This is a genomic window from Arthrobacter sp. I3 (assembly GCF_000520575.1).
GTDB classification, from domain to species: domain Bacteria; phylum Actinomycetota; class Actinomycetes; order Actinomycetales; family Micrococcaceae; genus Arthrobacter; species Arthrobacter humicola_A.
In genome coordinates this window covers 1,428-26,958 of the sequence record NZ_KI914916.1, presented here as the reverse complement: position 1 = coordinate 26,958, position 25,531 = coordinate 1,428, and the positions used below count along the sequence as shown (strand labels likewise).

Below are 25,531 nucleotides of genomic sequence, written 5' to 3'. Positions count from 1 at the left end.
CGATGGCTGCCGTGTGGTGGTAATGGGCACCGCGGACGAACGGCAACTCGCTGACGGGGTCGCGACGGCGGCCGGCTCAGACCGGGTCATATCGCTGGCCGGCACACTCAGCCTGGGCGCCTTGGCGGCGTTGTTGGACAGCTGTGCTGTATTGCTGGGCAATGACAGCGGCCCCCGTCATCTGGCCCAGGCCCTGGGGACGCCGACGGTGGGCTTGTACTGGGTTGGCAACCTGATCAACGCAGGGCCGCTGGGCCGAAGCCTGCACCGCATCCATCTGTCATGGGTGACGCGGTGCCCGCAATGCGGCGCCGACCTCACCCAGGTGGGATGGACGGCGCCGCGCTGCGAGCACGATAACTCCCTCCTGGCGGGAATCAGTCCGGCGGATGTTTACGCGGACGTGCGGTTGTTCACGGCCAGGACTCCTCTTGCGCATGGCAGATGAGCAACTCGCGGACTTCACAACCCGGAGGCTGGGAAAGTGCAAACATCACGGCCTGCGCCACCCTGGCCGGATCGTTCAGGCGCGAACCGTCCTGGGGCTTGTACTTCTCGGCCCGGTCGTCGAAGAACCGGGTATTCATCCCGCCCGGGATCAGCGTGGTCACGCCGATCTCTGCACCCGTCTCCGCGGCAAGCGCCTGGCTGAATCCGATGACGCCGAACTTGGACGCGCAGTATGCCGAAGCTTCCGGCAGCGCCCGCAACCCCAACGTCGAGGCCACCGTGACAACCCGGCCGCGGGAGGCTTTCAGGTACGGCAGGGCCGCCCGCACCACCGAGACTGTACCGAGGAGATTGACGAAGATGACCTGTTCCCAGTCGTCTGCCGGGACGTCCTCGAGCTTTCCGCACCGGTCAATTCCTGCCGCTGTCACCACCGCGTCCAATCCTCCCAGGGCCTCCGCGGCCTGCGCAATGGCGGCCGTCACCGCTGCCCGGTCAGCAACATCGACTTCGAGGGCCTTCGCCGCGGACACGTTCCGGGCATCGCGGTCGAGGACGAACGGCGTCCCGCCGGCCTCGAGCACGGCGTTGACGACGGCGGCACCAAGTCCTGATCCCCCTCCGCTCACCACGACCCTGCCGGGCGTGGATGGGGCAGGTGGGCTAAACCTTTTCATGGTGTTCCTTTCATTGGCGGCCAATACCTGGCCGGTTTGGATTTACGGGAATTGGATTCAGATGATCTGACCATTTGCCGCTGGGTCAGCCCACGCGAGCGAGCGCTGCGGCGAGCAGGGTCGTGGAGCGGGCGGGGTGGTAGGGAACGCTAAGGCAACGGCCTCCCCAGCTCTCCACCAAGGCCGACTCGGGCAGTTGTTCTGCGTCGTAGTCACCGCCCTTCACCCAGATGTCCGGGCGCAGCCGTTCAAGGCACCGTTCCGGGGTGTCCTCATCGAACACCACTACGGCGTCGACGCTTTCGAGGGAAAGCAGCAGCTCGGATCTGTCCTGTTCGCCCATGATGGGACGGCTTGCCCCCTTGATGCGGCGGGCCGAGGCATCTGAGTTCAGGCAGACGACGAGGCAGTCGCCCAGGGCTCTGGCTGCTGCGAGGGTGCGGGCGTGTCCGGCGTGCAGGAGATCGAAGCACCCGCCGGTCGCAACCACGGTTCCACCGTTTTGCCGCACCCTGCGGATCCAGTCCAGCGCGTCAGTTTCCTGTACCGGGAAGGGAAGTGGCGGAGGCGCCGACGGCAGGGCGGCAACGCCGCCTGTAGCCAGGAATGAAGAGGCCTCGCGGACCGCTCGGCGGCAGGAATCTTCGAGCCCCCCTCCGGCCATAAGGTGGACCGCCAGGCTGGCCGCGAGCTTGTCGCCCGCACCGCAAGCATCAGCCACAGCGGTCCGCGGCGCCGGGAGCTGAACAGGCGCGGGTGACGACTCCCGTACGAGGGTCGCTCCCTGTCCGCCCTGTGTGACGAGGACGGCCCTGCTGCGCCAATGCCGCAACAGCTTGCCCGCGAGTTCACCGGTCCCCGCCATCGAGTCCGTCCCTGCCTCCGGGAACGGAGCCGCCGACTCCCTGGCGCTCAGGGCGGCCGCGATGTTGGAGGCCTCGGAGTGGTTTGGTGTCACGACGGCGACCCCTGGAACAGGATCGGCTCCGGCCGGGTGCGGGTCCCAGATGACGGGGATGTCCCGGGTGAGGCGTTCGAGTGCAGTGCGCAGGGCACGGTTCGACGTCAGGCCGCGGCCGTAGTCCGCCACGACCACGGCCCCGGCTCCCTCCAGTGCCTGGAGCATGTCTGGCGTCACTTCCGGCAGGGGCCGGCACTGGCAACCTTCGTCAAACCGGGCCACCGGGTGCCCTCCTGCCCGAAGGCGGGTCTTGACCGGGGTCGGGGATCCTGACGGGCCGGCGACCACGGTGATGCCGCTCAGCTGTTCCAGGAGCCGATGGCCTGGTTCGTCCCGGCCGAGTGCGGTCACGAGGCACACCTGGTGGCCGTCGTTCCTCAGCATCCGGGCCACGAGCCCGGCACCCCCGGCTCTCGCTCTGACGGCCGCGACGTCCACGACGGGCACCGGCCCGTCCGGGCAGAGCCGGGTCGCCGAACCGTCAAGGTCAACGTCGAGCAGCACGTCACCCACCACCGCGATCATCATCGCCGCCCCCGTTGCTGCTGGTCGTGTCGGTCCAGTCGATGGATCTCTGCGTCGAACGCCCGGCACATTGCGTGCAAGGCGATCAGATGGCACTCCTGGACGTTGGCTGCGGGCCCATCGATAGCAACCGCTTCATCGCAACTGAGCGACAGGGGATTCGGCCCCCGGCCGGTCATAGCCCATGTCGTGACGCCCACCCGGGCGGCAGCCTCGGCCGCGCGGAGGAGGTTGGGGCTTTTTCCGCTTGTGGACAGCAGCATCAGGATGTCCCGGGGGCGGCCGTGCGCCCGCACTTGCCTGGCGTACAGCTCCTCGAAGCCGTAATCATTGGCGATGGCTGTCACCGCGGAGGTCTCGGCGTGCAGCGAAATGGCGGAGAACGGCGCCCTTTCGGCGTCGAAACGCCCCACAAGCTCGGCCGTGAGATGCTGAGCCTCCGCCGCGGAACCGCCGTTCCCGGCGGCAAGCAGGCGGTTTCCGCCCAGCAGCCGCCGGGCAAGTTCCTCGCCCCAGGCAGCCAGTGTCGGGGACTGGCTCAGCAACGATTCCAGGGACGGCACCACACATCCCAGGTGCGCCTGGACAGCTGCGACCGAGTCAGGACGAGTCTTGGTGTCCGCGCTTTCGCCACCATGAACCGCTGACGACACCAGGCCGGCCCACGGGACCGATCGGGATGTGATTTGTGCCTGCGTAAGCGGCGGCTCGATAGTCACAGCACTGCTCCTTCCGCGGCGTGCAATTGGCCGGCGGCGCCCAGCCGCCGGGCCGTAGCGTTTCCGGTGAGGGTCTGCAAATAGGCCTTCTCAGTCTCGGCCGCCACCCGGTCCCAGCTGTAGCGGGCCCGTGCGCGCTGCTGGCCTGCGCGGCCCAGCTCCTCCCGCAGCCCCTCATCGGACAGCAGCCGGGCGAGCGCAGCAGCGGTGGCCCCGGGGTCCAAAGGCGGAACGTGCAGGCCAGTGCCGCCGTCCACTACGGTGTCCCTGAGGCCGCCCACGGCCGAGGCGACCACCGGGACGCCGCAAGCCATGGCTTCGAGGGGCACGATGCCGAACGGTTCGTACCACGGCGTACACGCGACGGCGTCTGCGCTGCGGAAGATCTCCGGCATGGCCTCCCGGGGCACTTGTCCACGGAAGATGACGTGCTCCCGGACACCGAGTTCCGCAGCGATGGCCAGCAGGCGGCGGGCTTCGGCGTCTGACTCGGTTGCTGTGGCATCGCCTCCGCCGCCAACGATCAGGAGTTCGACGTCGGAAAATCCGGCGTCCATCAGCAGCGGCAGTGCCCGGATGACCACGTCGACGCCCTTTCGAGGCACAAGACGTCCGACAGACAGGATTCGGTGGGTCCTGTTGCGTTTGTCGGCGGGTCCGGAACCGGTAAAGAGATCCAGATCGACCCCGCATGGGGCTATCGAGATCTTCTCCGGAGGAATCCCCATCGCCTTGAGCTCGAAGGCTTCGTCGGAGCACGTGGCGATGATCCGGTCCGCACCTTGGCCGACAGACGGCTCCAGCCATTCCCTCTCAACGGGGCTGGTGTCCGCTCGGCCCTGATGGCGGCGTTTGACTGTGCCGAGGGCGTGGAAGGTCTGGAGCACAGGGAGGGGGGCGCTGCCGCCCGGCTTGCGCCGCGCCGCGTCAAGTGCCGCCACGCCGGACATCCAGAAGTGCCCGTGCACCAGATCAGGGGGCCGTTGCTCCCAATCGCGTGCCAATCCGTTCGCCAGTTCCCCCATGAAGGGAAGGAGTTCGTCCTTGGGTACCGGCATCGATGGGCCGGCCTGGACGTGGACCACTTCCAGCCGCGGGGAGATCCGGACCCTGCCCGGCAGGTCCGCTGAGTCCCGCCTGGTGTACACCGTGACGTCGTGGCCGCGCCTCGCCAGGGCGGCCGACAGGGCCGCCACGTGGACATTCTGCCCACCTGCATCAACTCCGCCGAGGGCGGCCAGGGGGCTGGCGTGCTCGGAAACCATTGAAATTTTCACTGGTTCTTCCCTTCTTGAGTTGGACTAAGGAGCCGGCCGGTGCGGAAGCGCGGGTCGGTCACATCCCCCAGCAGGACATCCCAGGCGGCCAGGAAGGCCTGGAGGCCATACCGGTCCAGGGCCACCTCGCGGGCAATGTCACCACGCCGTCTTGCTTCCTGCGGGTCCTCGATGAGCACCCTCGCGGTGCGCACGAGTTCGTCGACGTCGGTGGAGATCGCTCCCGCTTCCGGCGGCAGTGCGCGTATCGCCTCTGTGGTCGCCAGCGCTACTGCGGGCATGCCGAGGTGCATGGCCTCGAGAAGTGCCAGGCCAAGCGAGGTCCAGCGGAAGGGGTGGAGGTAGACGCGGCAACGGGACATTTCCCGGTGCAGCTCGGGCGTGGGCAGATCTCCGCAGATCGTGAGCCTTTGGGGCGGCAACGCGACGGCGGCCCGCAACCCGTTGGCGCCCATGCCAAATATCCGCAACGGCGCCGCCGCAGCAAACCGGTCCAGGAGGTCCGAGCCGGTCACCCGCCACCGCCGGACGGGCTCGTTGATGACGGCTGCCAGCTCCGGAATCTCCCCGGTGTAGGTATGCCCGGGATCAGGGATGCCGTGCTCAATCACGAGCGTGGGCGCGTCACCGTTATCCCAGAACAGTTCATTGAAATGCGTGACGTGAACTATGGGGATGAACTGCTGGTCTGCCAGCGGATGCACCGAATTCGGCACGTTCCCCTTGGGGGTGTTGTGCTCTACATAGGCTGCCGGCAGGTCTTTCCCGGGCCGTCGGCCCAAGACCCGGGTCACCTCGCCCAGTTCCTCCGGCCGTTGCAGCACTACAGCATCCACACTGTCGGCATCAAGGTCGTCGAGCCGGACCTCGCGGACAGAGTTCGGCCAGGGCCGGCCTGCCCGGCCCATACCCCATGGCCCCCGTTCGGGCAGGACCGGCAGGAGATACTCATGGGCACCGCGGACGAACGCGTCCGTCCAGGATCCATGTACGTGCCAGAGCAGGATTCTCATGGGTGACCCGCCGATCAGTCGTTCCACTGCATCCACGAGCTGTTCGGGAGCCACAGTCGACAGGCAAGGATGGCCCGGGACCGGGCACTCGGTGGCACGGCTGAGTTTGCAAGGTGCGTTCTGGTCGCCGAGGATCTCCAGGGGCGCGCCGTAGGGGGCCCATCGGATCGCGGGCACCACGGGCGAGAACAGGCATGCCACCGGCGTACCCAGAGCGGCGGCGAGGTGAGCAGGCCCTGTGTTTCCGGTAACCAGGGCTTCGGCTCCGGCAAGCACACCGGCTAGGGCCTTCAGGTCCGTGCGGCCGCCCAGGTCCAAGGCGGATGGGCCGGCGACTGTTGCCGTGAGGCCCGTTTCTCCGGGCCCTCCTGTCACCACTACCCGGTGTCCTGCCCCTTCGAGCAGTTCTACGGCCGCGGCGTGATGCAACGGGGGCCACGCCCGTGCGGGGGCGGACGCCCCGGGGTGGACCACGACATAGGGCTCCTCCCCCACCAGATCCCGGACATCGGGATAATCCTGCACCCGGAGCTTCCCGGAATCTCCGCGGGGCAAGGTAAAGCCGGCTGCCTGGGCGATGCCGAGCGCACGTTCGGCTTCAGGCTGGTCTTCGGGAAAATCCTCACCGGGCCTGAGCCGAACGTCCATCAGAGTGCCGGCATAATCCACTGAAGCTCCCGTGATCCGTCCGACTCCGGCAAGCCGCAGCAACAAGGCCAGCGGCAATGGAGACTGATGGAAGGAAGTCAAAATGACGGCCTCGGTGACCCTGGAGTCCCTCACGAACGATGTCAGGGCTTCCAGATGGGGCCCAGCTACTCGTGGAGCAGGCTTCACGATCCACGGGCAACTCCAGCTGTAGACCTCGGACACGCCAGGCAGGAGGGACGCAGCTGGTTCTCCTTGGGGGCCACATAACAGGATGACTTCGTTCGGCGCCCCGCCATCCGGATGCCGTCCGTGCGCGACTGCGCGGATCGCTGGCCCCGCCAGCAGGACATCGCCGACCCCGTCCAGCCGAGCCACCAGGACGCGGCTCACGAGGCGGCCCGTCCGGATGGTGCCTTCATCAAAAGGCACAACGCGGAACGAAGATCCGCAGCGACCTCTGGAGCAGCGTCAACTTCCGCCGGTCGTGTCAGGGGCGTGGGGACCATGACGCCGCGGGCACCCGCCGCGCGGGCCGCCTCAACGTCAGCTCCAATGTCGCCAATGTACGCGGCCTCGGCGGTAGTGATTCCCAACCGCCGGCACGCCCCGCAAATCATGAAGGGTGCCGGCTTCCGGCAGTTGCAGCCGTCCTCGGGCCGGTGCGGACACAGTTCCCAGACATCGAATCGTCCCAGGAGCTGCTCAACCCGAAGATTGACCGCTGCAACCTGCTCCGTGGTCAGGATCCCGCGGCCTATCCCCGATTGGTTGCTCACGACGCCTACGGCAATTCCCATGGACCGAAGGGTTTGCAGCACGTCCCTGGCGTGAGGCATCGGTTCCACCAACTTGGGATCGCCATTGTATGGCACGTCACGGATCAGGGTGCCGTCCCGATCGAACAGTACGGCCCTCAGCGGTGGTCGGGCAAAAGGTCCCATAAGTGCCTTGTTCCCCGATATCAGTCCAGCTAAACGCCCGGCGGGTCCATCTCCGGACTAAAATCCGAAATCAGGCGAACTCGGAAGGGCGGCCACGATGGGCGGATTTCGAGAAGATGGAAGGCCGGTACTGCTGGTCCTACGGGCGCTGCAGCTCGGCGATCTGCTGGTTGCCGTCCCGGCTCTGCACGCCCTGAGCCGCGCGTACCCCAACCACCGCCGGCTGTACGCGGCACCGAGCTGGCTCGGCGAGGCGGTAGAGCTGGTCGGGGGTTTTGAACTGTTGACGGCGGAAGGGCTAAATGAGCCACTGGCACTGAAACCCGGGAGCGTGGACGTTGCGGTAAACCTCCACGGCCGCGGCCCGGAGAGCCAATCCCGGATTGAAGCGCTCCTGGCCACCCGGGTGATCGCCCACGAAGCGGGCGCCGGTGCTGGTTCCGGGCCGGCTTGGGTGGAGGGCATCCACCAGCGCGAACGCTGGACGCGGCTACTGCAATGGCATGGAATCGACGCCGACGCCGAGGATCTGCGCCTGCCCGCCCCGGCCGTCCCGACGCCGCAGCCGGGGGCCACAGTGGTCCATGTGGGCGCTGCCTACGGCAGCCGGTTGTGGCCTGCCGGACGGTTCGCCGAGGTTGCTGGACTCCTGCGGGACGCCGGGCACAGCGTGCTCTTCACAGGCAGCGCTGCGGAGCGGGGCCGCGCCTCGGAAGTTGCCAGCGGGGCAGGGTTCCGGGCCAATGCCGTCCTTGCCGGCCGCCAACCGCTAGGGGAATTCGCGGCTTTGATTGCCGGCGCCCGCCTGGTCATCTCGGCTGACACGGGCGCGGCCCACCTCGCGTCGGCCTACGGGCGGCCCTCCGTTGTGCTCTTCGGGCCAGCCACGCCGGCGGAATGGGGTCCCCCGCCGGGGCCGCACATCGCCTTGACCAAAGCCGAACTACGCCGCGGCGACCCCTTTGCCGGGGACCCGGATCCTGCGCTCTTGGGTGTCTCTGTTCACGATGTGCTCGAAGCGGTCCGTGGGCTGGGGTTGCTCTGAGATTCCGTTTCGGTGAGCCGCCGCTGCAGTTGCACGAGCACCCGTGAGAGCCGGCGCGAGATTTGCATCTGCGACACTCCAAATCTCCTGCCCAACTCCGTTTGGCTCTCCCCGCAAAAATAGCGCCGGTACAACAGCGCCCTCTCCGGGGCGGAGAGCTCGGCGATGACCCGGGTCAGGCACATCACCTCCTCAAGCCGCTCAAATCCCGGCTCCTGCACCGCCGGCTCTTCCGCGGCCGGCGGTGCGTCGTCGCGGCCGTCGGAACTATCGAGCGAATCGGGGCGCATGCTGGAAACAGCTGCCGCTGCCTCCAGGACGGACTCAACCGTTACATCAAGTTCCCGCGCCAGCTCCGCAGGAGTGGGGGTGCGGCCGAGGGTCTGCGCCAGGGCCGGCTCAGTGCGCAGGAGTTCGGCACGGAGGAGCTGTATGCGGCGCGGGGGGCGCACGACCCAGCAACGGTCGCGCAGGTAGCGTTTCAATTCCCCAGTGATGGTTGGGGCGGCAAATCCCGGGAAGGTGGTGCCTCTGGATTCGTCGAACGCTCTAGCTGCCTTGACGAGTCCCAGATAGGCCACCTGGATCAGGTCTTCCCGCTCGTGGCCCCGGCCGGCGAAGCGTGCCGCCAGTGACTCAGCGAGATCCAAGTAATCAAGGACAAGCCGGTTCTCGAAAGCCTGGCGGATCTGCCCGTGCGGGGCCGGAATTTTCCTGGAGTCAGCCATGTCAGTGGTCCCTTTGAACATGGATTCTGGTCTAGCCCGTGGCAGGACTTAGAAGCAGGAAAACATAAGTCTACTTATAATTCAATGCCCCTTCGTTCTCGAGTCCCTTCTCGGAGCCTCCGAGGCGCGAAACACCTCCGTGCGATGCCAGGACGGGACTCTTAGGAAAACTCTGGACTACTGCTAAGCATGCTGATAAATCTGGTGCTCGGGCGGATGTTTCAATAACGGGACCCGCACTTCAATGGCCGCGTGGTCTCGCCAACAGCCGGGGCGGCCGGCTGTGCCGGGTCCGGCAACTGCAGGGGTACCGCTCCTAACGTGCGGGGCAGCTGAACAGGAGGATGAGAGTGGTTGACCGGATTGCCGAGATTTGGGGTACACGAACCCCCTATCCGAAGGACGGCCTGTGGCCGGTGCGGGTGGACCAGGCTCTGGATGCGACCGTCACCGAGGGCGACGTGGACCGGTGGGTTCAATCAGCGTGCGTGCTGTGCAGCAACGGCTGCGCGTGCGACATCGCCGTAAAAGGCGGCGCCATGGTCGGGATCCGCGGCCGCGCAGGGGATCTGGTCAACCATGGCCGGCTTGGGCCCAAGGGCCTCTTCGCAAGCTGGCAGGGGATGTCCGGGAAAGACCGGCTCACGCGGCCTTTGATCCGCGAGAACGGCCGGCTCAGCGAATGCGACTGGGATACCGCGATGGACCGGATCACCCAGCGAAGCCGGCAGCTGCTGGAGGAACGGGGACCCCTCAGCCATGGTTTCTACACCAGCGGCCAGCTGTTCCTCGAGGAATACTATGCCCTTGCCGTCCTCGGCAAGGCCGGGATTGGCACTCCCCACATGGACGGCAATACCCGCCTTTGCACGGCGACGGCGGCTGCAGCGTTGAAGGAGTCTTTCGGGGCGGATGGCCAGCCCGGAACCTATGCGGACATCGACAGCTGCGACGCGATCTTCCTTTACGGGCACAACATGGCCGAAACGCAGACCGTGCTGTGGTCGCGTGTGCTTGACCGCATTGCGGGACCGGACCGGCCCAGGCTCGTCTGCGTCGACCCGCGCGACACCGAGGTTGCCAGGTACGCGGACGTTCATCTGGCTGTCCGGCCCGGTACCAATCTCGCCCTGATGAACGCACTGGTCCGTGAAGTCCTGGCCAACGGCTGGGCCGACCAGGAGTACGTGCAGGCGCATACTCTCGGCCTGGACGAACTCAGGGCCGCGGTCGAGCCATGGACGGCTGAAGCGGCCGCAGCGGTCTGCGATGTGGACGCCGCCGGCATCAGGGAAGCGGCGAGGATCTTCGGCACCTCATCGCGGGTGCTCTCCACTGTCCTTCAGGGTTTCTACCAGTCCGCCCAGGCCACCGCGGCGTCGTGCCAGGTCAACAACCTCCACCTGCTGCGGGGGCTGCTGGGGCGGCCAGGGTGCGGGATTCTGCAGATGAACGGCCAGCCAACGGCCCAGAACAACCGCGAATGCGGGGCAGACGGCGATCTCCCCGGCTTCCGGAACTGGGAAAACCCGAACCACATCGCGGAACTCGCGGCGCTGTGGGACGTGGACCCCCTGACCATCCCGCACTGGGCTCCCCCGACCCATGCGATGCAGATCTTCCGCTACGCCGAACAGGGCTCGATCGAATTCCTCTGGATTTCGGCAACCAACCCAGCCGTGTCCATGCCCGAACTCCCTAGAATCCGGAACATCCTGGCCAACCCCGGGCTGTTCCTCGTGGTCCAGGATCTGTACCTGACAGAGACGGCGCAGCTCGCCGACGTCGTGCTTCCCGCCGCCGGGTGGGGCGAAAAGACCGGTACCTTCACGAACGCCAACCGGACCGTCCATCTCTCGGACAAGGCCGTGGAGCCCCCCGGAGAGGCACGCAGCGACCTGGACATTTTCCTCGATTACGCCCGCCGCATGGGCTTCACCACGTTACGCGGGGAACCCCTGTTGCCGTGGGCGGGCCCTGAGGAGGCCTTTGAGGCGTGGAAGGAATGTTCACGCGGCCGGCCCTGCGACTATTCCGGCATCACCTATGCCAGGCTCCGCGGCGGCAGCGGCATCCCGTGGCCGTGCAACACCGGGAATCCGGAGGGCAGGGAACGGCTCTACGAGGATGGCGTCTTCCCCACCGACCCTGACTACTGCGAAAGCTACGGCCACGATCTCCTCACCGGCGCCACCGCCGGGCCGGAAGCATTCCGAGCCCAGGCGCCGGGCGGGCGCGCCATTCTGAAAGCGGCGGACTACCGTCCCCCGCATGAGGAGCCCGACGGCCGCTACCCGTTCCGGTATACGACCGGCCGGACCGCCTACCACTTCCACACGAGGACCAAAACCGGAAGATCCCGGGTACTGACAAGCGCGGCCCCAACCGCGTGGGTGGAAATCAGCCCGGACGACGCCGGCCGGCTGGGAATCCGGGAAGGCGACCTCGTCAAGGTGACGTCGCGGCGGGGCCGGATCGAGGTCCCTGCCCGCGTCAGCGACATCCGAAACGGCACCGTCTTCGCACCGTTTCACTACGGTTATTGGGACCAGGACGGTGCCCCCGGAGAACACCCGACGGCTGCCAATGAACTCACGATCACGGAGTGGGATCCCGTGTCCAAACAGCCCGTCTTCAAGAATGCCGCCGTGAGTGTCGAGAAGATCAGCGACGCCACCGGCCCAGCCCCGGCACCCACCACGACGGCATCGCGCCCGGCTGCTGCCGCTGGGCCACGATCCATACGGCCGACCGCTGGAGGCAAAGACGCCGAAGCCACAGAACGGGTCGGCGGCTCTCCGCCCCGCTTTCCCGATGCGGTCCGGCGCGGCCCGCAGGGAGGAACGCCATGAACCTGAAAATCTATCTGGGCATGCTCCGTAAGGCCGAACAGACCCTCGCGGAGTCTTTCCGCCAAGTGGCAGCCGGCCACGCCGCCGAGCCCGACGTGCACTTCCTGTGCCATACGCTGGCAACGCAGTGTGAGGAGCACAGCCGGCTGCTGCTCCCCGTCGTTCAGCGCTACGGCGAGGACCGCTCAGATAACGAGCCCGAACGGATCCATGCCGAAGGGCTGTCCGTAACGCGGCAGGGTCCGGTGGGCCTGCTGCGCGACCTCCAGGACCTCTATCTCCTGGCGAGCCTCGTCGATGTCACCTGGGCCATGGTCAAACAGGCCGGCTCGGCGCTCCGCGACCGGGAACTCCTTGACGTCGTGTCCCGCTGCGACGGCGAAACAGCCGTCCAGCTGCGCTGGTTGCAGACCCGGATGAAGCAGGCAGCCCCGCAGGCGCTCGTTGTGGCGCGCTAGAGCCTGGCATCCAACGCCTGAACGGCCGCTCAGGCAGCACGGTCTGGGATTCTCAGTCCGTGCTGCCCGGCGGGTGTCCTGCCTGTCTTGCCTGGACGCCGCGGCTGTCAGTTCGACCCGGCGCCGACGCCTGCCTCGACGGCCGGGCCGGCTGTGGAGCCGGCAAGGCGCAGCCAGGTGTCCACCACGGTGTCGGGGTTCAAGGAGACCGAATCGATGCCTTCCTCGACCAGCCACTCGGCGAAGTCCGCGTGGTCGCTCGGACCCTGGCCGCAGATGCCGACATATTTGCCGCGCGCCTTGCAGGCCGCGATGGCCATGCTCAGGAGCTTCTTGACGGCCGGATCGCGTTCATCGAAGCCGCCGGAGACAATCGCGGAGTCCCGGTCCAGGCCCAGGGCCAGCTGGGTCATGTCGTTGGAGCCGATGGAGAACCCGTCGAAGTAGTCCAGGAACTCGTCGGCGAGCAGCGCGTTGGATGGGATCTCGCACATCATGATCACCTCGAGGCCGTTCTCGCCGCGGGTGAGGCCGTTCTCCCCCAGCAGTTCGATAACGCCGCGGGCCTCATCAAGGGTCCGCACGAACGGGATCATCAGCTTGACGTTGGTCAGGCCCATCTCGTTGCGGACAAAGGACAGGGCCTCACACTCGAGGTCGAAGCAGTCCCGGAAGGACGGCTCCAAGTACCGTGAGGCGCCGCGGAAGCCGATCATCGGGTTCTCTTCGTGCGGCTCGTAGGCGGGTCCGCCGATCAGGTTGGCGTACTCGTTGGACTTGAAGTCGGACATGCGCACAATCACGGGTTCCGGCGCGAAGGCGGCCGCGATGGTGGACACGCCTTCGGCCAGGCGCTTGATGTAGTAGTCGCGCGGGCTCTCGTACGCGGCGATGCGCCCACGGATTTCCGCGGCGACGTCCGCCGGCTGCTCGTCGAGGTTCAGCAGCGCCTTGGGGTGGATGCCGATCTGGCGGTTGATGATGAATTCGAGCCGGGCCAAGCCCACTCCGTGGTTGGGCAGCTGCGCGAACGTGAAAGCCTGCTCCGGGGTGCCGACATTCATCATGACCTTGACGGGAGCCTCGGGCAGCTGGGTGATCTCGGTTTCCTCGACGCTGAAGTCCAGGAGACCCTCGTAGATGACACCGGTCTCGCCGTCGGCACAGGAGACGGTCACCTCTAGGCCGTCGGAGAGTACGTCGGTGGCCGCGCCGGTGCCGACGACGGCGGGAATCCCCAGTTCCCGGGCAATGATGGCCGCGTGGCACGTACGCCCTCCGCGGTTGGTCACAATGGCGGAGGCGCGCTTCATGATCGGTTCCCAGTCAGGATCGGTCATGTCGGCGACGAGGACATCGCCGGTCTTGAAGGCGGCCATCTGGTCGATCGCGGTGAGGATGCGGACGCTGCCGGCGCCGATGCGCTGGCCGATGGCGCGGCCTTCGACCAGCACCCGGCCGGTCCCGTTGAGCCGGAACCGGCTCAGGCTGCCGGAGGCTCGGCGGGACTGCACGGTCTCGGGGCGCGCCTGCAGGATGTACAGGCCGCCGTCGATCCCGTCCTTGCCCCATTCGATGTCCATGGGGCGGCGGTAGTGGTTCTCGATGGCGACGGCGTGCCGGGCGAGCTGCTCGACGTCGTCGTCAGTGAGGCTGAAGCGGTTCCGCAGGGACGCCTCAACCGGCGCGAAGTCGATGGTGCGGCCGATTTCGCGGCTGCTCGTGTAGGTCATCTGCAGGGCCTTCTCGCCCAGTCCGCGCTTGAGGATGGCGGGCCGGCCGGCCTGCAGCGCGGGCTTGTAGACGTAGAACTCGTCGGGGTTGACGGCGCCCTGGACGACGGCCTCGCCGAGGCCGTAGGAGGACGTGACGAACACGGCGTCCTGGAACCCGGACTCGGTGTCCATGGTGAACATGACGCCGGAGGCGCCGACGTCGGAGCGCACCATGCGCTGGATGCCGGCCGAGAGCGCCACCTCGGCGTGCTCGAACTTGTGGTGCACCCGGTAGGCGATCGCCCGGTCGTTGTAGAGGGACGCGAACACGTCCTTGATGGCGAGCAGGATGTTCTCGATGCCGCGGACGTTCAGGAAGGTTTCCTGCTGCCCGGCGAAGGAGGCATCGGGGAGGTCTTCCGCCGTGGCGCTGGAACGGACGGCCCAGGACAGGTCCTCAGAGCCGCCGTGCTTGTCCACCAGCTGCTGGTAGGAGTTCCGGATCTGCGCTTCGAAGTCAGGCAGGAAGGGCGTCTCGCGCATGAGGGCCCGGATCTCCTGCCCGGCGGCTGCCAGGGCGGTGACGTCGTCGGTGTCCAGGCCGACCAGCCGGTCGGCGATCTTCTGGTCAAGGCCCGAATCCGCCAGGAAGTTGCGGTAGGCATCCGCGGTGGTGGCGAAGCCGTCGGGAACCTGGACGCCGGCGGAGGTCAGGTTCTGCACCATCTCACCGAGGGAGGCGTTCTTTCCGCCCACCCGGTCCAGGTCCTTGAGTCCGAGTTCTGAGAACCACAGGATGTCTGTCGTCATAGTTACTGCTCCTTTGCAGATGATGGCATGCAAGTGCGCCGCCCCGCTTGCGGCGATGGCCGGTTGATGGGCGCAAGTCCTGTCCACAGTGACAGGTCTCCAGCGCACTTTCCACATGACGTGCGCCACACTAAGTTTGTGAAACTTTTCCCTAATGCTTGAGGTTCATCCGCTGCAGGATGGTTGCCGCCATTTCCTCGACGGACACCGTGGCCGAATTCAGGTACGGAATCCTATGGGAGACGTACAGCTGCTCGGCGCTGCGCAGCTCGAAGCCGCACTGCCGCAGCGACGCGTAGGGTGAGCCCCGGCGCCGTTCGGTGCGGATCTGGCTCAGGCGCAGGGGGTTGGAGGAGAGCCCGAAACACTTCTCAACGAAGGGCCTCAGCGGCTTGGGGAGTCCTTCCCGTTCAAAGTCTTCGTCCACCAGCGGGAAGTTGGCGGCGAAGATGCCGTGCTGCAGGGCCAAGTACATGGTGGTGGGCGTTTTTCCGCAGCGGGACGGCGCCACCAGGATGACTTGGGCCTTTTCGAGCGCCCGCAGGCTTTGGCCGTCGTCGTGTTCCATGGCGTATTCGACGGCGGCCATCCGGGATTGATACCGCTCCGCATTGCCCAGGCCATGGGCCCTGCCGGGTTCGCCGCTGGCCGGGGAACCGAGGGCCTGCTCCAGCTGTCCGACATGTGTCCCGATGAGATCCACGATGATTCCCTGGCACGTACCCAGGACCTGGCGGATATCGCTGCTTACCGCGGTGGAAAAAACGATAGGTTGCAGGCCCGTGGCGGCCAGTTTATCGATAGTGCCGACCACCGTCCTGGCCTGTTCGACCGTGGTGATGAAGGGGACCGTAATGCGGTCAAAGTGGTTCGCGGGGAACTGCGTCAGCAAGGTGTTGCCGAGCGTTTCCGCGGTGATGCCGGTGCTGTCCGAAAGGAAGTAGACAGGCCGAAGATCGTCTTTGGTCATGAACGCATTCTCCCCCACGCCAGGACCGGTCCGGTATCGGGCAGCCGGCGGGTCCCCTACCCGGCCTCCGGTCCCGGACGTAGACTGCTCGCTTACAACGCCACCAGCTATCCGGGAGATCGACATGAACTATGCAGGGACCGGGAACGAGAAGGCCGTCGCGGCAAGTGACCTTAACCGGACACATGTCGGACTGACCGTGAGCTTCCAGCCGGACGAATTTACCGTGGTCTTCGGCCGGATTGGCGCCATTGCGCGCAAGGAGGGTGGTGTGACCATCGCGCTGGCAGGGGTGGACGGTACAGCTGGCCTGGCGTCCCACTACAGCGTGCCTCCCGCCCAACAGGTCTACATCCAGCCGGACATGCTCACCAATACGGAGACGACCATCAAGGATTTGTTTGGCAAGGTTCAGGAGAATCTGCGGAGCCACAAGGGAGATCAGCGGCCGGACACCCTCTAGGGACACTTCCCCGCGCTCTGGGGCTGGAAGTTTCATCCACTTCCCGAGTACCCCCGCGTGGAAATGATGCACTGACGCAAACTTGCAGTTGTGCATTTATTGCAGTCATGTAATTATTTCAATATGAGCGAAACATCTTCTCCCGGCCTGAGGGAGCGCAGGAAGGTTGAAACCTGGACCGCAATCCACGAAGTCGCTGCTTCCCTGGCGCTCCAGGGGGACGCCGGACAGGCCACAGTTGAAGCGATCGCGGACGGCGCCGGGGTCTCGCCCCGGACGTTCTTCAATTACTTCCGCACCAAAGAGGACGCGGTCCTTGGTATTCGCGAGCCTTTCCTGGATACGGAACTATCAGGCCGGCTGTCCACCGATGACGATCTCCTGGGGCAGGTGTCGCGGCTGCTCGTGACGGTGGCCCGAACGGCGATCGGAGACACTGACTCCGCACGGCTGCGCGAACTCACGGCCCGGTATCCAAATCTGCACAAACGCATGATGGAGTACATGACCCAAGCCGAGGCCCTGGTCCGTGAGTCAGTGGCCGGGCTGCTGGCCAACGATCCTTCATGGTCCGCCGGGGCCGAAGGCTTTGGCCCCGAGGAGACCGCGCGGATGCTGGTGATGCTCGCAGGTGTCCCGGCCCGTTTTAGCGCCACAAACCCTGATGCCGACGTGGCCCAAGGCCTCCCCGAAGACCTCGGCCCTGCGCTGGCCCTTTTTCATCATCTGCAAAGGAAACTTTCATGACCACGCAAGCAGTCCCCGCCGCAGGGCAACACGGAGAGAAACAGCACGTCATGCTGCTGTTCGTCGGCCTGATGCTCTCGATGCTCCTCGCCGCACTGAATCAGACAGTTCTGAGCACCGCGCTGCCAACCATCGTCGGTGAACTCCACGGCGTCAACGACATGCTCTGGGTCATCACGGCCTTCATCCTCGCCTCCACCATCACCATGCCCATCTATGGCAAGCTCGGCGACCTGATGGGCCGCAAGGCCCTGTTGATCGCCGCCATCGTTCTGTTCATGATCGGTTCCGTCGTCGGTGGCCTGGCCAACCACATGGGCGTACTGATCACCGCCCGGGTTATCCAGGGCCTTGGCGGCGGCGGGCTCATGATTCTCTCCCAAGCCGTCATCGCCGACGTCGTCCCCCCGCGGGAACGCGGCAAGTACATGGGCATGATGGGCGGTGTCTTCGCCATTGCCTCCGTCGCCGGTCCGCTGCTGGGCGGCTGGTTCACCGAAGGTCCCGGCTGGCGCTGGGTGTTCTGGATCAACATCCCTCTGGGCCTGCTTGCCCTTGCCGGTGCCGTGTTCTTCCTGAAACTGCCCAAGCACAGCGGCAGGCCGCGCCTGGACCTCGGCGGCATGGTGCTCGTCGCGATCGCAACGACCTGCCTGGTCCTCTTCGCCACCTGGGGTGGCAGCAAATACGAATGGACCGACCCGATCATCCTGGGTCTGATCGCCGGCGCCGTGCTCAGTGCCCTCGCCTTCGTCCTTGTCGAACGCCGCACGGCCGAGCCCATCATTCCACTGCACCTCTTCAAGGACCGCAACTTCAACCTCTCCACGGTCGCGGGCCTGTTCATCGGCGTGGCCATGTTCGGCGCCATCGGCTATCTGCCGACCTATCTCCAGATGGCCTTCAGCGTCGATGCCACCGAATCCGGGCTGCTCATGATCCCGATGATGGGCGCTCTCCTGGTGGCCTCGGTTGTTTCCGGCCAACTGGTCAGCCGGACCGGCCGCTATAAATGGATGCCGATCGCGGGCGGCGTCCTGGTCGCAATCGCGCTGGTAATGCTCTCCACCCTCAACCCCGACTCGCCGCTCTGGGAAATCTGCGCCTACCTGGCCGTCATGGGCATGGGGCTCGGCCTGAGCATGCAGATCATGGTCCTGATCGTCCAGAACTCCTTCCCGCTGCGCGAAGTCGGCACAGCAACGGCGTCGAACAACTTCTTCCGCCAGATAGGCGCCACCCTGGGCTCCGCCGTGGTCGGCAGCCTGTTCGCCAGCCGGCTGGCCCAGCTCCTCACCGAACGGCTCCCTGCCGCGGCACAGGGCGGCGGGGCACCGGGCGGGTCAAACTCGCTGACCCCGGCCGTCGTCGGCAAGCTGCCGGCGCCGATCAAGGAGGTCATCATTTCCTCCTACAACGACGCGCTGACGCCCATCTTCATCTGGATGGTCCCACTGGCCCTGGCCGCGGCACTGCTGATGTGCTTCGTCAAGGAAAAGCCGCTGGCCACCGCCGTCGAACACGATGTGCTGTCCGAATCCATTGCGGAAGGAAACATCCTCATCACGGCCGACGACGCCGACGCCACCGACAACGCAGCCCCCGTCCAGGTCTCGGCCTCGGCCTCGGCCTCGGGGCGGTAGCTCCCGGAGCCGGAAACGGCGTGGCGGGTTTGTGCAGTACGCACACCGCCACGCCGTTCCCTGCTGGCCCTGCGCGCCCGGTTCCCGGGGGTCAGACTTCTTTAAGGCTGATTTTCAGTGCATCCAGGAGACGGTCCGCATGCTCGCTCCGGAATGCAAGCGGCGGGCGGATTTTCAGAACGCTGTCATCCCGGCCGATGCGGCTGATCAACACGTGGTTCCGTTTCATGGCCTCGACGAGTTGTTTGGTTCGGCCTGCCGAGGGCGTTTGCCGGGCCTCGTCGTCGAAGACTTCAAAGCCGAAGAAAAGGCCGGTTCCCTTGATGGGTCCAATGAACGGATACTCTGCGCGGAGCTTCTCCAGGGATTCCTTGATCGATGCCCCAAGAATTGTGGCCTTTTGGGGAAGCTGCTCGTCTTGGAGGATGGATAGCACGGTGCTTCCAACCACCGCCGAAACGGGGGTCCCGGCGAAGGTGTTGAAGTAGTTGTTGTGCGGACCGAAGTGGTCCAGCATTTCACTGCTGGTGACCACTCCCCCGATGGGATGACCGTTGCCCATGGGCTTGCCCAGCGTCACGAAGTCAGGGGCAGCACCGATCCGCTGATGGCCCCAGAAGTGCGTTCCCGTACGCCCGAAGCCGGACTGCACCTCGTCAGCGACCACCAGTCCGCCCGCAGCGTGGACCCGGTCGATGACGCCGGTTATGTAACCGGCTGGAAGGGTGTTCAGGCCCTCCGTGGAGAAGAGGGAGTCGAAGAGGAAGCCGGCAAGGCCATAACCGGCACGGTCGAGGGATTCGATTGCGGCATCCACTTCAGCAAAGGATGCGGCAAGGAGGTCAGCCTCGCTCAGCGTGGTGCGGTCCATGTCCGGAATGCGGATGGGCCGGACCTCGGCAGCCAGGGCCTCGCCCGTGCGGAGTCCCGTGGTCAGACCGGCCAAATACGAAGTGTGACCGTGGTAGCTGAAGTCCGAGACCAGAACGCCCGAGGCACCTGTGGCCTGCCGCACCATTCTAAAAGCGAGGTCGTTAGCCTCTGAGCCGCTGTTCGTGAACAAAACCCTGTTCAGTTCGGGCGGAAAGGTGCCCAGGAGTTGCTCGGCGTAGTCCACGACGTGGTTGTTCAGATAGCGTGTGTGGATGTTCAGCCTGCCCGCTTGATCGGCCATGGCGGCTATGATCCGCGGGTGGCAATGGCCTACCTGGGGCACGTTGTTGTAGGCGTCAAGATACTGTTCGCCGCGGGCGTCCGTGAGCCAGACGTCGTGTGCCGCCACAAACTCCAGCGGCTCATCGTAAAAGAGCGGCGAGTAAGGTCCAAGCGTTTGATAGCGGCGTTCGAGCAGGGTCGCGGTCATTTCAGATCTCTCCTTGGGGTGTCGATGAATTGTCTTGGTATAGCCACCCGGTCGAACCGCTACCGGTAAATCTTTTTGCCGCTTCGACCACCCACGGGGCCAGCCGGGATTCAGCAAAATCGCTGGCCGGATCGCCCGGACGGTCCGCGGCCCAACCCAGGTAGCTCATGCCCCGGGCAATCAAGAATGCGTCCAATGCCCCGCCCACGGCGGGTTCCAGCTCACGGACGCTTTCGTAGCCGCGGAGGAACGCCTCCGCGAGGATCGCGAAGTTCGGGTGCGGGGTGGCGAAGAAGAGGGCCGTGGCGATGTCAAAGCCGAACCACCCTTCGCCGAAATCGTCAAAGTCGATGATGACAAGTCCGTTGCCGGTGGCAAGGACGTTTTCAAAGGTCATGTCCGCGTGAATGGCCCCGAACACGCTGCGGTCCCTCCCCAGCGCTTCGATGACCAGCGAGGCAGCCTCCGCGGCCTGTGCCAAGGACAGTCGGTCCTCCGGTGTGAGGGACCGCAGCCGGGTTCCATCACCCCAGAGGGCGCCGGGGCCGAAAAGCCCGTCAAGATCCCAGGCAGGTCTCCGGAGGGATTCCGGCGGGGTGGTGGATTCAGCGTGAAGATGATGGCGGCCCATCACGGCACCGAGTTGATGCATGTCGTCCTGGTCCAAAGGTCCCGCCCCCGTAAAGACCTGGAACGAGTCTGCGATCGGGAAGGCATCGGGGAACCAGCGCTGGACGGAGACCAACCGTTGATCGCCGTCCACCGGGACGGCGTAACCGCCGAGGAGGCTTTCAACGGGCTCTGGTACGAGCAGACCGGCTTCCTGAAGGCCACGTAGATGGTGCGACTCGCACTCGATCTCGGCGGCCGCCCGGTAACCGGGCCGGTGAATCCGCACGGCGCAGTCATGCCCGTCGGATTCGACCCGGAAGACCTGATTCTCCCGCTCCTTGATGAACGTAATTCGGGCTGAGGTGTCGATTCCAAACAGCGGGAGGGCCTCACGGACTAGGGCCACGCTGGGGGCAAGGGAAACTGTCATAAAACTAGACTAGTGATCTATTTTTCAGACTACAAGTCTTTTTTCAAGAAAGACAGTAGTGTGAGATGAAGCCGCTAACGGCGGGGCACAAAGGCGGAGGAGGGCACATGTCAGTGGAGAGCACGAAGCGACTCAGTCTCCGCGAACGCCGGCAGGTGAGTACGCGCAACGACCTGATCCAGTCAGCGCTGGCGGTGATTGCCGAAACCGGGACAAGCGACCTCTCCGCGGTGACGATAGGCAGGATCTTGTCGGACAGCGGAATGGCGCGGGCCACCCTGTATGCCCACTTTCCTGGGGGCCGCGAAGAGTTGCTGGCCGCGGCATACCAGCACGTGGCCCACCAATTTTTGGACAACGCCCGATCAGCGATCGAATCCCGCGGCGGCGAGAAGCTGAATTGGACGCAGCGGGTTGAGGCCTTCGCCGAATCACTGCTTGCAGTTTCGGCGGACAGGGGAATCGGTTACTTCTATAACATTTCCGGGCCGCAGCTTTTGGGTTTCAGCAAGGATCGTGGCGTCGGATCCACCGGCGTGTTCACGGCCTTCAGCGCCGAACTCCACATCGCTACTCGCGCAGGAAAGATACCCAGCGACTCGAGCGAACCACTGGCCGTCTTGCTTGCCGGGAGCATGCGGGATGCCGGGATCCAAGTGGCGCTCAATCCGGACAGCGCCGCAGAACTGCAGCGCGCTTTTCGCTTTCTTCTCCGATGCTTGGATGAAACGCACGACGCCAACTGACGGAGCCGGGCGTTCGGACGATTCCTTACGGACGGAAGTCCCGCATGCCGGCACCTAACGTGCACCCCCGGGCAGCACACGCGGCCTCAGCCGGGCAACGAGCGTCGCGGCGAGCAACGCCGTCGTGAGTTCCAGGCCGATGACCAGCAAGAGTTCGGCAGCGCCGGACGTGTCCACAACCTTCGACGCTGGTCCCCCGCTGTGGGCGTGACCGGCGCCGCCCGATCCGAGCAGCAAGATGGTATGCAGGAACACCATAGCCAGTGCCGAAACGGTGACCTGATGGAGAGCTCCCATTCTGCTGTGTCGCCAGATGTGGACCGTACAGGGGACGCAGACGGCGGCTAGAGCAATCATGAGAGCGCCGAGCCAGGCGTCGTGGTGCCCCGAGGCCGCAAGCCACAAGTGCACGAGGCAGGACACGGCCGTCAGGGCCGCGCAGATTCGCGGGTGCAGGACGGGCCCGGCTGACCGGACCCGTCCCGCCGTCGTGGTCATTTCGTGATTCCTGACGCTCAGCTGTGGCAGTGTCCGCCGGCGTCGCCGTCGCCATGGCAGCCGGAGGACGCCTGCGAGCTGGCGGGCACGTCAAGGACAGGGCTGCGGTCGAAGAAGCCATCCGGGCGGAGCTTGAAGCCGACGGTGTCCACGGGCATCATGGGCCAGTCCTCCACCCGGGGGAAGTGGGTCAGCCCGAAGGTGTGCCAGATGACGATGTCCTGGCCGTCTATGTCGCGGTCCTGGGAGACGTAGGCAGGCAGGCCGGCTCCCCCGCTGTGCTGGTTGACGAAGTCGCCGGTGGGGTATCGCTCGTCTTCTGCATAGCGGGTGACCCACAGATCCTTCGTGGCGAACGCGGCACGGCGTGCGATGGACGAGTCCGGGTCGGCCAGCAGGGTGGGCTGGTTCTGGGAGTGGAGCTTGTACCCCACAGGTTCGCCGAGCCGGTTGCGGGACTCCGGGTTGGAGATGACCCAGGTCCGGCCGTTGCGGGCATCGGCCTCGCGGGCGGCTTCTGATTCCCGGGTGAGGACCGTGCGCTTGCGGGAGAAGGCGTTGCCGCGTTCGTTGCCCTCGCCCATGGCCTGCCGGACCACGTCCTCTTCCTCGACCCGGTTGGTGAACCCGTCAACGGCCATGTCCAGGCGGGCGCTGAACAGGTGCTGGTGGAACGGCGCGCCCAGGCCCGGGGCGAGCTGGGAAATATTGTCCGAGCCGCCTTCCGGGAACGCGGAGGTGAAGACGACGCCGGTGGCCTTGGCCTCGAATTCAATGGTGCCGTCAAGGTAGAGGTACCAGTAGAAGCCGTAGTCGTAGTTGCCGATGGTGGTGAAGAAGGAAATCACCAGGCGGCGGTTGCGGCGCGTGTAGTTGATGCCCGTGTACATATCTGAATGCTTGGACAGGATGCCCCAGTCCTCTTCGTGCATGCAGATCCCGTTGCGGATCTCGCGCGGATTGCCGAAGGCGTCGCTGACGACCGGGCTGAGGTAGGTGATATCGCCGAGGCAGTCGCAGCCCAATTCCAGGGAATTGGCGTACTGGCCCACCAGGTATTCACCGGTGTCGAAGTAGTTCTGCCAGGACCGGATCGGCGACGGATCACCATACGGGACCACCATCTCGGCGATGGACGCCCGGTTGATGATGGGCCGCAGGCGGTCGCCGTCCTGGAAAGCGATGTTGTGCAATACGATACCTTCGCGGGAATCGAAGCCGACGTCCAGGCTCCACTTCTCCCACTCCACGTGGTTGCCGCCGCTGACCGCGAAGCTGGGCCCCTCCGGCTGGGTGATGCTAATGGGCTTCTGCGTGGTCCGCAGCGGCCCGGTCAGCTCCGGGTCGGTGTAGTTGCCGTGCTCTGCCGGCACCGGGAAGATGCCGGTGTCGATTACCCGGGTCACGGTCTTGCTCATGACGTCGACGTATCCAACCAGGCCATCCACCGGGTGCGCCCACGCGCTGTCCTCAGGAAAATCCTGCACGAAGGCAAGCCCGCGCAGGATCCGCCGGCCCTTCTCCTCCGGGTACTCGTAAACACCGGCGGACAGCGGAGCGACCCGGACATTTGCGACATCCAGGTTCCTGGCGGCCAAGGCCTTGAGCCACCGCTCGTCATGGGCCAGGAGCTGCTCGACGATCTCGAACTCCTCCTCCAGGACGGGAAGCTCCCCGGTGGCTGTTGTGTCGAGCTCCAGAGCGGAGATCAGCGTCCCGGTCGAAACGGAAACGATCGCGTCCGTCGGCGCAGCGCCCGACACGTCATGAATGAATGCGCGGAACCGACGGTCCTCCGCTTCCTGTCCCCGCGACGGATCCAGAAGGCCGAGGTAAGCGATCCGCTTCTCCGGTCCGAGCAGGCCGTTTGCACTCAACAGCGACTGAGCTTCATGGATTTCGTCAGGGGACGCCAACGGGTGGCGGACGGCCGTTTGCAGTACTGAAGTTCGCATGGATCCTCCGGTTCGACTTCGAAAAAATGTTTTTCTATGACTGTAGATAATACGCGCTTGTGACCCGGCCCACAAGTGAGGAGCGGAGTCCAAAGTTTTTTTTCGCCAAGTGTTGAAAAAAGATGACGGAGCTTCTAGTGTGTGTTGTGTCACACGGCAGAAAGTGCCGGACGTTGACGGCAGCGCGCTGAGACCGCGCGCAGTGCGCCAATCGGCCACCAGCAAAACCCTCCCCGCAACACCAGCAACCCCTCTCTCCCCCCTAAAAGGAGCACGATGAGCACCAGCACAGCCACCAGCACCGTGGAAACGTCGTCGGCCGCGGCAGGATCCAGCCGGACAATTCTTAATCCAGCCACGGGCCAGCCCGTCGGGGAGGCGCCGGTCCACACCGTTGAGGACCTGGAGCGCGCGGTCGCCGCCGCCCAGGCAGCGCAGCCGGCCTGGGCCGCGCTGGGGCACGATGCCCGGTCCGCCTCGCTGATGAAGGCCGCCGACGCCGTCGAACGCTCCGCCGAAGAACTCGCCCGGCTGCTCTCCCGCGAGCAGGGCAAACCGCTCAACGGCCCGAATGCCCGCTTCGAGGTCGGCGCCTGCGCCGCCTGGCTTCGCGCCGCCGCCGGCACGCCGCTGGACCCCGAAACCGTGGTGGACGACGGCGAAACCCGCGCCGAACTGCACTACCGGCCGATCGGCGTCGTCGGCGCGATCGGGCCCTGGAACTGGCCCATGCTGATCACCGTCTGGCAGATTGGCCCGGCCCTGCGGATGGGCAACGCCGTCGTGGTCAAACCCTCCGAATACACGCCGCTGTCCGTCCTGGCCCTGGTCGAAATCCTCAACCAGGAACTCCCCGAAGGCCTCCTCACGGTGGTCTCCGGCGGCCGCGACGTCGGCGAGGCCCTGGCCGGCCACCCCGCGATCGGCAAGATCATGTTCACCGGCTCCACCGCCACCGGCAAAGCCATCATCAAATCCTCCGCCGACACCGTCAAACGCCTCACCCTGGAACTCGGCGGCAACGACGCCGGCATCGTCCTGCCCGACGCCGACCCCCAGGCCATCGCCGAGGGCCTCTTCTGGGGCGCGTTCATCAACACTGGCCAGACCTGCGCCGCGCTCAAGCGCCTCTACGTCCACACCGACATCTACGACGCAGTCTGCGAAGCCTTGACCAACGTCGCCGCCGCCATGCCGATGGGCAACGGCCTCGACGAGGCCAACGTCCTGGGTCCGCTGCAAAACCGGGCCCAGTACGACATCGTCGCGAGGCTCGTTGAGG

At 65.6% G+C, this 25,531-nt stretch carries 22 protein-coding genes and 1 pseudogene; 9 read left to right on the top strand and 14 right to left on the bottom strand.

The window, feature by feature from the left end; translation table 11 throughout:
- The coding region (locus Y706_RS30070) for a glycosyltransferase family 9 protein (protein WP_043435451.1) at positions 1-448 on the top strand (448 nt) is incomplete at its 5' end.
- Here Y706_RS30070 and Y706_RS0108100 read toward each other — a convergent pair.
- The 7 genes and pseudogenes from Y706_RS0108100 to Y706_RS0108070 form a co-directional block, all read right to left on the bottom strand.
- Positions 414-1,127: an SDR family oxidoreductase gene (locus Y706_RS0108100; RefSeq protein ID WP_028276204.1), complete on the bottom strand. Its 714-nt coding sequence runs from the start codon at positions 1,125-1,127 to the stop codon at positions 414-416. The genes Y706_RS30070 and Y706_RS0108100 overlap by 35 nt on opposite strands.
- A gap of 85 nt (positions 1,128-1,212) precedes the next feature.
- Complete coding sequence (locus Y706_RS0108095; RefSeq protein ID WP_028276203.1) at positions 1,213-2,616, bottom strand: PfkB family carbohydrate kinase; 1,404 nt, start codon at positions 2,614-2,616, stop codon at positions 1,213-1,215.
- Positions 2,613-3,269, bottom strand: coding sequence for a D-sedoheptulose-7-phosphate isomerase (locus Y706_RS24300; protein WP_253906737.1), 657 nt, complete (start codon positions 3,267-3,269; stop codon positions 2,613-2,615). The genes Y706_RS0108095 and Y706_RS24300 overlap by 4 nt, the downstream gene beginning before the upstream one ends.
- A gap of 59 nt (positions 3,270-3,328) precedes the next feature.
- Positions 3,329-4,609 (bottom strand): glycosyltransferase, encoded by a 1,281-nt coding sequence (locus Y706_RS0108085; protein WP_028276202.1) that lies wholly within the window; start codon positions 4,607-4,609, stop codon positions 3,329-3,331.
- Positions 4,606-5,622, bottom strand: coding sequence for a glycosyltransferase (locus Y706_RS0108080; protein ID WP_028276201.1), 1,017 nt, complete (start codon positions 5,620-5,622; stop codon positions 4,606-4,608). The genes Y706_RS0108085 and Y706_RS0108080 overlap by 4 nt, the downstream gene beginning before the upstream one ends.
- 6 nt (positions 5,623-5,628) lie before the next feature.
- Positions 5,629-6,663: pseudogene (locus Y706_RS29720) on the bottom strand (glycosyltransferase family 9 protein); the annotation flags it as partial.
- Positions 6,660-7,214, bottom strand: coding sequence for a D-glycero-alpha-D-manno-heptose-1,7-bisphosphate 7-phosphatase (locus Y706_RS0108070; RefSeq protein ID WP_028276199.1), 555 nt, complete (start codon positions 7,212-7,214; stop codon positions 6,660-6,662). The pseudogene Y706_RS29720 and the gene Y706_RS0108070, both read right to left, overlap by 4 nt.
- Positions 7,215-7,311: 97 nt before the next feature.
- Here Y706_RS0108070 and Y706_RS0108065 point away from each other — a divergent pair, with 97 nt between their 5' ends.
- Positions 7,312-8,259, top strand: coding sequence for a glycosyltransferase family 9 protein (locus tag Y706_RS0108065; RefSeq protein WP_028276198.1), 948 nt, complete (start codon positions 7,312-7,314; stop codon positions 8,257-8,259).
- Here the strand turns inward: Y706_RS0108065 and Y706_RS0108060 are convergent.
- The gene (locus Y706_RS0108060) at positions 8,217-8,987 is read right to left on the bottom strand and encodes a sigma-70 family RNA polymerase sigma factor (RefSeq protein WP_028276197.1); all 771 of its coding nucleotides are present in this window, start codon (positions 8,985-8,987) and stop codon (positions 8,217-8,219) included. The genes Y706_RS0108065 and Y706_RS0108060 overlap by 43 nt on opposite strands.
- Before the next feature lie 344 nt (positions 8,988-9,331).
- Here Y706_RS0108060 and Y706_RS24295 point away from each other — a divergent pair, with 344 nt between their 5' ends.
- A complete protein-coding gene (locus Y706_RS24295; RefSeq protein WP_253906725.1) occupies positions 9,332-11,839 on the top strand; it encodes a molybdopterin oxidoreductase family protein in 2,508 nt (835 codons plus the stop codon).
- Positions 11,836-12,297 carry a hypothetical protein gene (locus Y706_RS0108050; protein ID WP_028276196.1) on the top strand — a complete coding sequence of 154 codons (462 nt, stop codon included), beginning with the start codon at positions 11,836-11,838 and terminating at the stop codon, positions 12,295-12,297. Before Y706_RS24295 ends, Y706_RS0108050 begins: the two co-directional genes overlap by 4 nt.
- 107 nt (positions 12,298-12,404) lie before the next feature.
- On the opposite strand, the gene ppsA is transcribed toward Y706_RS0108050, so the two are convergent.
- Both ppsA and Y706_RS0108040 read right to left on the bottom strand, forming a co-directional pair.
- A complete protein-coding gene (ppsA, locus tag Y706_RS0108045) occupies positions 12,405-14,822 on the bottom strand; it encodes a phosphoenolpyruvate synthase (protein WP_028276195.1) in 2,418 nt (805 codons plus the stop codon).
- Positions 14,823-14,973: 151 nt separating this feature from the next.
- Positions 14,974-15,792: a pyruvate, water dikinase regulatory protein gene (locus tag Y706_RS0108040; RefSeq protein WP_028276194.1), complete on the bottom strand. Its 819-nt coding sequence runs from the start codon at positions 15,790-15,792 to the stop codon at positions 14,974-14,976.
- Between the two features lie 124 nt (positions 15,793-15,916).
- Here Y706_RS0108040 and Y706_RS0108035 point away from each other — a divergent pair, with 124 nt between their 5' ends.
- The 3 genes from Y706_RS0108035 to Y706_RS24285 all read left to right on the top strand — a co-directional run bounded on the left by Y706_RS0108035 (position 15,917) and on the right by Y706_RS24285 (position 18,645).
- Complete coding sequence (locus tag Y706_RS0108035) at positions 15,917-16,255, top strand: hypothetical protein (protein ID WP_028276193.1); 339 nt, start codon at positions 15,917-15,919, stop codon at positions 16,253-16,255.
- A gap of 123 nt (positions 16,256-16,378) precedes the next feature.
- Positions 16,379-17,002, top strand: a complete 624-nt coding sequence (locus tag Y706_RS27440) for a TetR/AcrR family transcriptional regulator (protein WP_052355037.1) — start codon at positions 16,379-16,381, stop codon at positions 17,000-17,002.
- Complete coding sequence (locus Y706_RS24285) at positions 16,999-18,645, top strand: MDR family MFS transporter (RefSeq protein WP_043435447.1); 1,647 nt, start codon at positions 16,999-17,001, stop codon at positions 18,643-18,645. The genes Y706_RS27440 and Y706_RS24285 overlap by 4 nt, the downstream gene beginning before the upstream one ends.
- Before the next feature lie 91 nt (positions 18,646-18,736).
- Here the strand turns inward: Y706_RS24285 and Y706_RS0108020 are convergent, their stop codons facing one another.
- A complete protein-coding gene (locus tag Y706_RS0108020) occupies positions 18,737-20,008 on the bottom strand; it encodes an aspartate aminotransferase family protein (protein ID WP_028276192.1) in 1,272 nt (423 codons plus the stop codon).
- Position 20,009: 1 nt separating this feature from the next.
- Positions 20,010-21,050: a phosphotransferase enzyme family protein gene (locus Y706_RS24280; protein ID WP_052355036.1), complete on the bottom strand. Its 1,041-nt coding sequence runs from the start codon at positions 21,048-21,050 to the stop codon at positions 20,010-20,012.
- 107 nt (positions 21,051-21,157) lie between these two features.
- Between Y706_RS24280 and Y706_RS0108010 the strand changes: the two genes are divergently transcribed.
- Positions 21,158-21,796, top strand: coding sequence for a TetR/AcrR family transcriptional regulator (locus tag Y706_RS0108010; RefSeq protein ID WP_028276191.1), 639 nt, complete (start codon positions 21,158-21,160; stop codon positions 21,794-21,796).
- A gap of 54 nt (positions 21,797-21,850) precedes the next feature.
- Here Y706_RS0108010 and Y706_RS0108005 read toward each other — a convergent pair whose 3' ends face one another.
- Together Y706_RS0108005 and Y706_RS0108000 are read right to left on the bottom strand one after the other, a co-directional pair.
- The gene (locus tag Y706_RS0108005) at positions 21,851-22,294 is read right to left on the bottom strand and encodes a hypothetical protein (RefSeq protein ID WP_028276190.1); all 444 of its coding nucleotides are present in this window, start codon (positions 22,292-22,294) and stop codon (positions 21,851-21,853) included.
- Between the two features lie 17 nt (positions 22,295-22,311).
- Entirely contained in the window at positions 22,312-24,249 is a 1,938-nt protein-coding gene (locus Y706_RS0108000) for a primary-amine oxidase (RefSeq protein ID WP_028276189.1), read from the bottom strand.
- Positions 24,250-24,525: 276 nt separating this feature from the next.
- On the opposite strand from Y706_RS0108000, the gene Y706_RS24275 reads away from it, so the two are divergent.
- The coding region (locus Y706_RS24275) for an aldehyde dehydrogenase family protein (RefSeq protein ID WP_043435444.1) at positions 24,526-25,531 on the top strand (1,006 nt) is incomplete at its 3' end.